The sequence below is a fragment of the Robertmurraya beringensis genome, from assembly GCF_042433785.1.
Taxonomy (GTDB): Bacteria; Bacillota; Bacilli; order Bacillales; family Cytobacillaceae; genus Robertmurraya_A; species Robertmurraya_A beringensis.
Genome location: NZ_JBHLUU010000086.1, coordinates 1 through 10471 on the forward strand (window position 1 = coordinate 1; position 10471 = coordinate 10471).

At 36.4% G+C, this 10471-nt stretch carries 11 protein-coding genes and 1 pseudogene; 2 read left to right on the plus strand and 10 right to left on the minus strand.

Going from position 1 to position 10471, the window contains the following annotated elements:
• The first annotated feature begins 148 nt into the window (after positions 1-148).
• Complete coding sequence (locus ACFFHF_RS12485) at positions 149-508, plus strand: YugN family protein (protein WP_160548586.1); 360 nt, start codon at positions 149-151, stop codon at positions 506-508.
• A gap of 26 nt (positions 509-534) precedes the next feature.
• Here the strand turns inward: ACFFHF_RS12485 and ACFFHF_RS12490 are convergent, their stop codons facing one another.
• The gene (locus tag ACFFHF_RS12490; protein WP_160548585.1) at positions 535-873 is read right to left on the minus strand and encodes a hypothetical protein; all 339 of its coding nucleotides are present in this window, start codon (positions 871-873) and stop codon (positions 535-537) included.
• A gap of 150 nt (positions 874-1023) precedes the next feature.
• Here ACFFHF_RS12490 and ytvI point away from each other — a divergent pair, with 150 nt between their 5' ends.
• Positions 1024-2085, plus strand: coding sequence for a sporulation integral membrane protein YtvI (ytvI, locus tag ACFFHF_RS12495; protein WP_160548584.1), 1062 nt, complete (start codon positions 1024-1026; stop codon positions 2083-2085).
• Between the two features lie 44 nt (positions 2086-2129).
• On the opposite strand, the pseudogene ACFFHF_RS12500 reads toward ytvI, so the two are convergent.
• The 9 genes and pseudogenes from ACFFHF_RS12500 to cyoE all read right to left on the minus strand — a co-directional run.
• Positions 2130-2303: pseudogene (locus tag ACFFHF_RS12500) on the minus strand (sterol carrier protein domain-containing protein); the annotation flags it as partial.
• Between the two features lie 57 nt (positions 2304-2360).
• Positions 2361-3305: a GNAT family N-acetyltransferase gene (locus ACFFHF_RS12505; RefSeq protein WP_377058296.1), complete on the minus strand. Its 945-nt coding sequence runs from the start codon at positions 3303-3305 to the stop codon at positions 2361-2363.
• Positions 3306-3383: 78 nt separating this feature from the next.
• Positions 3384-3851 carry a DUF420 domain-containing protein gene (locus tag ACFFHF_RS12510; RefSeq protein ID WP_160548581.1) on the minus strand — a complete coding sequence of 156 codons (468 nt, stop codon included), beginning with the start codon at positions 3849-3851 and terminating at the stop codon, positions 3384-3386.
• 25 nt (positions 3852-3876) lie between these two features.
• Positions 3877-4782 (minus strand): cytochrome c oxidase assembly factor CtaG, encoded by a 906-nt coding sequence (gene ctaG / locus ACFFHF_RS12515; RefSeq protein WP_377058297.1) that lies wholly within the window; start codon positions 4780-4782, stop codon positions 3877-3879.
• A 132-nt stretch (positions 4783-4914) separates the two neighbouring features.
• Positions 4915-5250 (minus strand): cytochrome c oxidase subunit IVB, encoded by a 336-nt coding sequence (gene ctaF / locus ACFFHF_RS12520; protein ID WP_160548579.1) that lies wholly within the window; start codon positions 5248-5250, stop codon positions 4915-4917.
• A 4-nt stretch (positions 5251-5254) separates the two neighbouring features.
• Positions 5255-5884, minus strand: a complete 630-nt coding sequence (locus ACFFHF_RS12525; protein WP_160548578.1) for a cytochrome (ubi)quinol oxidase subunit III — start codon at positions 5882-5884, stop codon at positions 5255-5257.
• Positions 5884-7752, minus strand: coding sequence for a cytochrome c oxidase subunit I (gene ctaD / locus ACFFHF_RS12530; RefSeq protein ID WP_340903084.1), 1869 nt, complete (start codon positions 7750-7752; stop codon positions 5884-5886). Before ctaD ends, ACFFHF_RS12525 begins: the two co-directional genes overlap by 1 nt.
• A gap of 32 nt (positions 7753-7784) precedes the next feature.
• A complete protein-coding gene (gene coxB, locus ACFFHF_RS12535; protein WP_160548577.1) occupies positions 7785-8855 on the minus strand; it encodes a cytochrome c oxidase subunit II in 1071 nt (356 codons plus the stop codon).
• A 121-nt stretch (positions 8856-8976) separates the two neighbouring features.
• On the minus strand, positions 8977-9909 hold the full coding sequence (cyoE, locus tag ACFFHF_RS12540; protein WP_160548576.1) for a heme o synthase: 933 nt from the start codon (positions 9907-9909) through the stop codon (positions 8977-8979).
• Positions 9910-10471 lie beyond the last annotated feature (562 nt).

The window sequence follows — 10471 nt, forward strand, 5'->3', positions numbered from 1 at the left end:
AGGTTGGTGTTTGGTGTGGTAACCTCACTATTTCCTAAAATTCAGGGGGTGGCAATTTTTTTGCTCAAAAAGCCCTCTATCAAGGTATTTTATAGCCTATTTAATATAAAAGTTTTGACAATACGTCGTGTTTGTAGGAGGGAAAATAATGAAGTTTGAAAATGTAGGTCTTGAGAGCGTAAAAGCAGATTTAAATCGTTTAGACGAAGTGATGCTTGATCATGGGTTAGTTCGTGAAGGACAATGGGACTATGAAAGAGTAACATACGACCGTAAGTTTATCCTAAAAGAAGGAACTTTCTATCTTCGTGTATTCGGATATGCTGTAGAAGGTGATGTTGGAGCACACAAAGCAACCGTTCAATTAATGACACCGCTATTAGGAAAGCATTATTATCCACACGGTGTAGAATACGGTGAAGGTGAAACTTTTCCAAAAGGACTTGTCAGCCAATGCGAAAAGCTTCTAAACGAAGTAAAAGTAGAAGTGGAGAAATTTTCTAAATAAAAAAGACGCATTTTGCGTCTTTTTTATTATCTAAGTTTCACGTCAATATAACTTACTTTATACCCCGTCAACAGGTATACTTCCTCTTGAATTGCAGCCTGTAAATTTTCTATTTTACCGATAATTCCCCTATAATTAATGGCACTTATTCTTAATATAATCCCAACAACACTTTCTTTCAAAATCACTTCATACGTTTGACTTTTTTTGGAATGAAATGGTCCTTGGAAGCAATCAATAATAGGTCCTCTTTTTTTGAATAGGACATAGTCATCGCTTTCATTTATATTAGACTCGACTATTGCTGAAATAATGTTGTGAACGGCTCGATTGCTTTCATTTTGCTCAAACATACTTACCAACATAATCCCTCCTTTTAGGCTCGTCTAATAAACACAACAAACTATTTAAATTCATATTTTTATTATTTTCATTGGTTATTTTATTAAATGCATACTATAATTTAAGTGTTCCGAAATTAACAAATATTTTTTATTTATGGAAGGAGAACAACTTTGTTACTCAGCTTTTTTAAGAAACGGTATTTATTAATTTTTATAGGTGTCTGTATAGCAGCCCTGTTGTTATATCTTATTCTGCCCGTATCTATTCCTTTGATCACTGCATTTATAACAGCATTATTCCTTGACCCTCTCGTACGAATGTTACAAAATCGCACCAAACTTAATCGGAAAGTATCTGTTTTAGTTGTATTTTTGGGCTTCTTACTCTTTGTTGGGGTGACCGGCTATTTCATTGTTACAAAAGTCATTACAGAAGCCATACAAGTTGTTGAATACGCTCCTCAGCTAATAAATGAGATCAATCGGGCTTGGCTAGATACTGAAGAGAAATTAACCTCTGCTGCTAAGGAATTACCGAAGGAAGTAGTAGATGGAATTAGCAACCAGGTACAAACCTTTCTTAATGGAACGAAAAACGATTTAGTAGCTTACGTAAACATCGATAATGTTCGGTCATTGCTTACAAATATACCCAGCTATCTTGTCAGCTTCTTAGTGTATTTGATTGCACTATTTCTTTTCCTATTAGATTTACAAAGGTTAAAAATTTCTTTATATAGCCATTTAACTGAGAAAACAGCTGATAAAGTTAATTTTATGACCTCCCGTCTATCCTTTGTTGTAATCGGATTTTTTAAGGCTCAATTTCTTGTTTCTGTACTCATTTTCTTAGTTACACTAATTGGGTTATTCATTATTACTCCAAAAGTAGCTTTATTAATGGCCACTATCATTTGGATTATAGATTTTATCCCCATCATTGGGTCTATAGTGATCATGGCACCATGGGCATTATTTCATTTCATAACTGGAGATGTAGTGTTAGGTACAAAACTATCTATTTTAGCAGCTATATTGTTAATTATCCGTCGGACGGTCGAGCCGAAAGTGATGGGAACACATATTGGTCTCTCGCCATTATCTACTTTAATAGCAATGTACCTTGGTCTTAAGTTGCTAGGAATTCTAGGGTTTATTATTGGCCCTTTACTATTAATCGCATTCAATTCGGCAAAAGAAGCTGGCATTATTAAGCTGAATTTTAAAATTTAAAAAAGCGCAGTCTTCATATTTGAAGTCTGCGCTTTTTACATGCATTAAAAGAAATCCGGAAAATATGGACGTAATCTTGGAATTTTCCTTTTAAGCTTCTGTAGATCATCTATGCTTCCTGTAATTTCTCCAAGGTGATACAGCTCATCAGCAGTTTTGTATCCTAACAATAGCGTAGACAATGTTCCTATGCCCATTTGCAACCCAACCTTAGGTGGATGTGCACAAACACTTCCTTCTTTCTCCTTGTAAGCTGTAAAAGAATCATCAGAAAGTTAATACGAACCAATATTCCAACTACAGTATTCATCATTTACATGAATAAATACCTTTTCACCAGTTGACTCGAAGGAGTAGGATTTTAAAAACCCTTCTACATTAACAATTCTAGCCATAAAGTATGGGTGAACATCCGTCTTTTGTTTTGGTTGTTTTAAGTAGTATGGAAATAGGTCATGAGTCGAAGTGGTAACTACTACCTTGTCAATCATGGAGTCATGCTGACAGATAAAATTCCATAGTCCAATGGCTGCCTGATGAGTACAAGTAATAATTTCAATGATTTCCATCTCATTATTTTTCACTGAATAGACGAGATAACCTTCGTAATCACCATTGTCATTCACATACGCAGCCAAATGGTCCTCACTGTATACGTGGTCTTTCCACCATTTTTGTGTTCGAACAAGCATACCACTATGAGATGCTGCATAAGTCTCATATACTCTTTCAATTTGTGCTCTTTCATCCTTAGGAATGTCTCTTAAAATTTCCCCTTGGTTTGAAGGCAACATATCTAAATCTTTCTTCTCAATCGTTACCTTTTTGTTATCTGCAAAAAGCTCCCAACCGAATCTACGATAAAACTGGACATCAAAAGGGTGAAGAAAGGATATGTATTGCTGTTTCTGATTCATATGTTGTAAGGCTTCAGTAATAAGTTGTTTCACATAGCCGTGACGCCGGTATTCTGGATACGTTGACACTCCAGCTATGCCTCCCATTTGAAATTTGTTATCGTTTATATAAATAGAAAACGGGATAATATGTAATTTTGCAACAAGTTTTTCTCCATCCTTGACCGCAAGAATGTCGTGGGATTTTAGCATCTGTTTTCTTTTAGGGATATCATCCGCACTTACCTTATATTGAAAGGCATACATTGACAATTTCATGGCTTCCTCATAATCATTTTCTGTTAATACAACAAATTCCATCATTCTCACCCCATATCACAACTTCTGTAAAACATATTCAAAAAAAAGCGCCACAATTACTTGTAGCGCTTTTATGCATCATTAAAACCCTAGTATTGCTTTAATAACAGAGGTGGTTTCTCCTCCGTGGTATATGACGTACAATAGCAGGTATACAGCTACACCTGTTATAGCAGTAAAAAACCACACGATGCTAGTAATGGGCCCAAGTTTTCTATGCTTTTCTAGTTGCTTTTTATAGCCTGTATACAACGAAATGATCCCTAATACTGCTCCAACCGTTGCTAATGTAATATGAAAGATCAAAAAGATTGTATAGTAAATTTTAATATCATCTGGTCCACCAAACGCTGTATTACCAATAAAGATGGTTCGGCTAGCATAGATGACAAAGAAGATAATAGCGAATATTCCTGCTAAAAACATCGTTTTTTGATGGGCCTCTATTTTACGTTGCTTGATTTGCCACCATCCAATCGCAACAGTTAGACCACTTAGCACAATAAAGGTTGTACTAATTGTAGGTAAAATAGGTAATGTGAAATCCATTTGTTTCTCCTCTTAAAAACTTATTTTATTTAGTAGGCTCTGGTTGAAAGCTAGTTTGATTTACAGGTAACTCATCAATCGTTTGTTCCTTTCTGAACCAATTAAAGAACACCTGTGCTAAGATCACACCATACACAACCTCTTGTATGACCTTCATGAGCACTCCACCCGTTTGTTGATCCTCAAGCAGCGACATTGAATTAAACATCTCTGGCCCACTTAAATTTAATGAAGCTAGCGTCGTTGATGGAACACATAATTCAAGTGCGCTTGCCCATGCGTTTGGATCAGAAAAAGTAGTATACATCGGTGTATCTGCAAAGATAATTAAAGCACATGCTGGTGTTAATAAAATTCCATCTGCAAAGATATAACCTACCTTTTTCAACCCGTTTAATGTTTCATACTCTTCTAACTCGTTCACTAGTGGCCACCACATACAAATCGCTAATAAAAATAATGCCGAAGTATAGATGGCATGCAACCACATATCTGTTTTTACAATATCAAAAATATTAGGAACGTGGTAGAAAGAAAACACTCCATTAAAAAGAATAAGTGCAATTAGAGGTTTTGTGAAAAATCCAAACAATGGTTTAATGATTGGTTTAGATAATACCGATCTCCACATCCATGGAGGAATTCCATAAATAAATAGAATAGGAATCACTAAGTATAGAATGGCCATTTGGATCATATGAACGTAAAACATTATATGTCCTAACAAATCAATGGGAGATCCCTTCACCACATACAAGAGTACCATAGCTGATGTAAAGCTAATCCATTGTTTTCTAGTTAATACCTCTGAATGTGAAAAGAGAGATCGGTACTTCGTAGTTACGAGAAAATAGGTAGCTAAAAACACAAGTAAAAGGATTAGGAAAAATGGACTCCACAATGCCCTAAATCCAAATATATCAAGCGACAATGACGATCACCTCGTTATTTTTAAGTCAGTTATATTATACCTGATTTGACTTGCATACTACAACGATTGAGGTTTTCCTATATTTAGCGCAAAAAGAAAATCGGCTCAGGAAGCCGATTTTCTTTCATACACTTACCACCAAATAATGGTCATAAAAGCTAATATTGTTATTAACCCAACTAATAAACCTGAATATAGGAAAAGCGCTGGCGCTTCATGTCCCTTATGACTCATATGCATGAAGTAATATAATTGAAAGACTACTTGCACGACAGCTAGCAAAAGAATGAAAGGAACGATAAACCATGCCGAAAAATCACCATAGCCTACAGCAATAAATGCTACAAATGTCAAAAAGATCATCATAGAAAATGATACAATTTGATAGCGCATTTCCTCTGCACTTTTCTTTTTACGATATTCAATGTCTACTCTAGGGTTACCTGAATGTGTTTGTTCACTTGCCATCAGTTTATCCCACCATTCCCATTAAATATACTACCGTGAAAATAAATACCCACACCACGTCAATAAAGTGCCAGTAAAGACTTGCAACATAGAACTTTGGCGCATTGTACAAATCTAACCCACGCTTTGCATTTCTCACCATTAAAGTGACGATCCATAGAAGACCGAAAGCAACGTGACCCCCGTGGAAACCAACAAGAGTATAAAAGGCAGATCCAAATGCACTACTAGTAAATGTATGATGATATTCATGTACATAGTGATTGAACTCGTAAATTTCAAGAAGCAAGAATGCAAATCCTAGCAGCACAGTTAAGCCTAACCATAGCTGCATCTTTTTGAAATTGAAGTTTTTCATGTGGTACATTGCATATACACTTGTTAACGAACTAGTTAAAAGTAGCATCGTTGCTACAAATACTAGCGGTAATTCGAAAAGATCCTTTGCTAGAGCGTGTTCAGCATTTGGAACCTTATCCTTTAAGGCTAAGTAAGTTGCAAAAAGTGATGCAAAGAGAACCGTTTCTCCACCTAAAAATAACCAAAAACCTAAAAACTTATTTTTTCCTTCAAGGGTTTGCTTTTCAGGTGCGGCAGGCCATGTTTCAGCAGTAAACTTATCTTCTACATGCATTATGCCTTCCCCCCCTTATCATCATCGTTTAATAAATCTTCCTTGTGAATATGGAAGCCATGGTCATCCTTAACAGAACGAACAAACATTGATAAAAGTGTGATACCCATTCCTGCGATCAGAACCAATACACCCCAATTATAATCTTCACGGTATAGCGCACCAAATGCGGCCACAAATAATCCTAGTGAAATCATAAATGGAGTAAATGAGTTGTTTGGCATATGAATGTCACCAAGCGGCTCAGCAGGTGTCATACCTTTTTTGCCTTCCATTTTTTCAATCCATAGTGGATCTAATCCACGAACAAGCGGAAGCTGTTTAAAGTTGTAGAAAGGTGGTGGTGATGGAATTGCCCACTCAAGTGTACGTCCATCTTCCCAAGGATCATTTCCAACCTTTTCATTTTTCACACTTGTAATCACAATGTTGATTAACAAGATTAATGTAGCAATCGCCATAAAGAATGCACCAATTGTACTTATTAAGTTCCCAGCATCCAAACCTTGGTTAGGTAAGAATGTAAAAATACGTCTTGGCATCCCCATTAATCCAAGGAAATGCTGGATAAAGAATGTTAAGTGGAATCCAATTAAGAATAACCAGAAAGTGATTTTTCCTAATGCTTCGTTTAACATTGTTCCAAACATTTTTGGCCAATAGAAATGGGTTGCTGCTAAAAGACCAAATACAACTCCACCAACAATAACATAGTGGAAATGGGCAACTACGAAATAAGAATCATGGTATTGGTAGTCAGCTGCTGCTGAAGCAAGCATAACCCCTGTTACCCCTCCACCTACGAAAGATGGAATGAATGCAACGGCATAAAGCATAGGTGTTGTGAACTTGATGCTTCCTCCCCACATAGTGAAGAGCCAGTTAAAGATTTTTATACCAGTTGGAACAGCAATTGCCATCGTTGCAACAGCAAAGATTGCATTAGCAATTGGACCTAATCCAGTTGTAAACATATGGTGAGCCCAAACCATGAATCCTAAGAATCCAATAAGAACCGTAGCGAACACCATAGATGAGTATCCAAACAGACGCTTTCTCGAGAAAGTAGCAAAAATTTCCGAGAAAATACCGAATGCCGGTAAGACTAAAATATACACTTCTGGGTGTCCAAAGATCCAGAATAAATGCTCCCAAATGACTGTATTTCCACCATTTGCAACATCAAAGAAGTTTGAACCAAACATACGGTCAAAAATCAGCAAGAATAGTCCCACTGTAAGCGGAGGAAATGCAAATAGGATAAGTGCTGATGCCACGAACGTAGACCATGTAAACAATGGCATTCTCATGTATGTCATACCAGGTGCACGCATATTGATAATCGTTACTAGAAAGTTAATTCCCCCCATTAACGTTCCCGCACCAGAAATCTGTAACCCTAGTGCATAAAAATCTATCCCGTGTCCTTCAGATGCCATCGATAGAGATGCATAAGAGGTCCAACCTGCATCTGGTGCTCCTCCTAAAAACCAAGATAGATTTAAGAAGATACCACCAAAAAAGAATAACCAGAATCCAAGTGCATTGACAAATGGAAACGCAACGTCACGAGCTCCGATTTGTAATGGCATAATGGCATTCATAAAAGCAAATAACAGTGGCATAGCTGCTAAGAAAATCATTGTTGTTCCATGCATGGTTAAAATTTCATTATATAATCCAGCGCTTACAAAATCATTGTTTGGTACAGCTAGCTGGATACGAATAAACATTGCTTCTAGACCACCTAGAACGAAGAATAGTCCACCAGCAATTAAGTAAAGGATAGCGATCTTTTTATGGTCTACTGTAGTTAAGTATTCCCACAAAGTCGCACCGAACCCCTTTTTCTGAGCATAGGTACTCACAATTCTGCCTCCCTTTCAAACAAAGTCCCCTATTAATCCTGTACCTTTAAGTTCATTAAGTATTCTGATACAGCATCTAGTTCTTCTGGAGTTAATGTGTTGTATGCATTTGTCATTTTGTTCCCTGGCTTATAAGCTTCAGGATCAGAAATCCAGTTTTTAAGTTCTTCTTCTGTATGGTCTAATACACCTGCAATACGAGATCTTTCACCAAAGTTTGTTAGATTTGGTCCAAGACGAGCAGCTTCTGGAGCACCAGTTGCTGGTGTTACAGCATGACAACCAATACAGCTGTTATTAAAGACTTCTTGACCTTGTTGAGCTAAAGGAGTTTCAGCCGTTTCAGGTTCCTTGACAGATTGCATATCAGCAACCCACTGGTCAAACTCATCTGGTGAAATCGCTTTAACTTTAAAGTCCATTAGAGCGTGAGATGGTCCGCAAAGCTCCGCACATTTCCCGTAAAATAAATCTCCAGCTTCATTTGCTTTTTGTTCATCAAATTGCAAATAAAATCGGTTCACGTTATCAGTGTTTGTATCCATCTTTCCACCAACCGCTGGAATCCAGAAAGAGTGCTTTACATCAGACGCCTTTAAGTTAAAGTACACCTTTTGTCCTGTAGGAACAACCAAGTCCTGACTCGTAATAATTTCTTCGTTTGGATACTCAAATTCCCACCAATAAAGGCTAGCACGGACATTGATAACTAATGCATCCGTTTTACCCTCTTCATTTTTCTTATCCATCTCAGAAACATCAGCAAACTTAAATGTAGAAGCTACTGTTGGAACAGCAAGAATAAGAAGTAGAATAATTGGGATAACAGTCCAAATGATTTCTAGCTTATGACTTCCTTCCACCTGTTTTGGAATGCTATCATCCTTGCGGCGGAATTTTACAACCACGATCGCGAAGATCAAGGTTACGACGATAATTACCCCTACCATTATCGCCACAGATAACATCATTAAATCGAATTGCTCTTTAGCAACCTCACCGGCTGGCTGTAGCGTTGACAAGAACGGTTCACCACATCCGGAAAGTAGTAGCGTTATGATTGCAATCATTGAAATCATTCGCCATTTCGCAAGCCTTTTCATAGCTTAATCAAACCCCTCTTTCGTAAAATATTTCTTCCCTGAAATGTTTGATCAGTAAAAAAATTTATAGACAACCTCTCCCTAATGACAGTAGGGAAAGGTTTTTCTAACAAAACATATTTTATATTAGTGTGACAATTACCATAGCTACAAAAAGAATAGTTAGATATTGTAGAGAATAGACAAACATGATCTTTGCCCATTTCATATCGTCCTTTTTCTTATAGCCATATAAACCAGTAACTAACCATCCTACATTTAAAGCTGACGCTAGGATTAGGAATGGTATACCTAAGCTGGTCAATAAGAATGGAAGCGGCAACAAGGAAACAATCCATAAAATGATATGTTTTTTTGTTGTTTCAAAGCCTTTTACTACTGGTAACATAGGAATGTTAGCAGCCCTATACTCTTCTACTCTTCTCATCGCTAGGGCATAAAAATGCGGTGGTTGCCAAGCAAACATGATTAGGAATAAACTCCATGCCATGATACTCAAATCCCCATCAACCGCTGACCAACCAATCAGTGGTGGTACGGCACCTGATATACTTCCTATGATGGTATTTGAAACAAGTTGGCGTTTTGACCACATTGTATAAAGGACAACATAGCTAAACACTCCTACAAGTCCAATTACAACAGCTGTTAATGTGGTTAATGCGAGAAAAATAGTACCTATAGTTATAAGAGTTAACCCCATTATAATCACTTTTCGTGGTTGAACATTTCCCGTTACTGTTGGTCTATCCTTAGTACGTTCCATAAGAGGATCAATATCTCTATCAATGTAGTTATTTATGGCACAGGAACCTGCTATAATGAGCGACGATCCTATCAACGTATAAAAAACAATATCTAGATTTGAAAAGAAGCTTTTTTCTCCAAAGTGAAGCGCTAACCAAAGTCCAGTAAAGGTAGTAATTAAATTGGAGTTTACAATGCCAATTTTAATTAGTGCAAGGAAATCCTTCCATGCATTTGTCTTTGGTAGATCAATGCCGTTATCATCGCCGTTTATCGTTGCTTCACTTATTGATCTTGAGCCCGCCATTTCATCTCCTCCTTTCCATGAACACAAATCCGGTCTCACGACACTACAATAACTATAGTACATTATTAGCTTTAATGCTATATTGTAATGAAAAACGACTATCACCGATTTTAGTCAATATTCTGTCAATAGTTTTCATTATCTTAATAGTGGAAATAATGTTAAATATTTGTGTAGAAAAATAACATTTCCTCAATCTATTAAATCATACTTCGTTCCATTTTTGTGAACTTTTTTTGAATTATTTTTGAATAATTTGTGGCTCGGTTTCTTTATTAAAACAGCCCATTTATTTTGTTAATATAACTTTTTCGCAGTTATATTAAGTGTGTATTTCCTTTAAAACAAATTAAAATATGTATTCCATCCATACCTATAATTATATTTCGAAAACAACCTATTAGTTTCCAATTCATTCATATTGTTAAATACATACACTAGTGTTGCATAAATAATTTCGTAATTTTCAGTTTAATTATATTCTCTATTTAGAGCCAAAAAAGTAAATACCCAACAAAGGTGGCTCCATCCATTTGGAAATTTATTTACAATTAGACCTGTG

Coding starts and splice junctions, on each gene's coding strand:
- ACFFHF_RS12490 (WP_160548585.1), bottom strand. CDS start 873: ATGTTGGTAAGTATGTTTGAGCAAAATGAAAGCAATCGAGCCGTTCAC.
- ACFFHF_RS12505 (WP_377058296.1), bottom strand. CDS start 3,305: ATGATGGAATTTGTTGTATTAACAGAAAATGATTATGAGGAAGCCATG.
- ctaF (WP_160548579.1), bottom strand. CDS start 5,250: ATGGCAAGTGAACAAACACATTCAGGTAACCCTAGAGTAGACATTGAA.
- coxB (WP_160548577.1), bottom strand. CDS start 8,855: ATGAAAAGGCTTGCGAAATGGCGAATGATTTCAATGATTGCAATCATA.
- cyoE (WP_160548576.1), bottom strand. CDS start 9,909: ATGGCGGGCTCAAGATCAATAAGTGAAGCAACGATAAACGGCGATGAT.
- ACFFHF_RS12485 (WP_160548586.1), top strand. CDS start 149: ATGAAGTTTGAAAATGTAGGTCTTGAGAGCGTAAAAGCAGATTTAAAT.
- ACFFHF_RS12525 (WP_160548578.1), bottom strand. CDS start 5,884: ATGCATGTAGAAGATAAGTTTACTGCTGAAACATGGCCTGCCGCACCT.
- ACFFHF_RS12510 (WP_160548581.1), bottom strand. CDS start 3,851: ATGGATTTCACATTACCTATTTTACCTACAATTAGTACAACCTTTATT.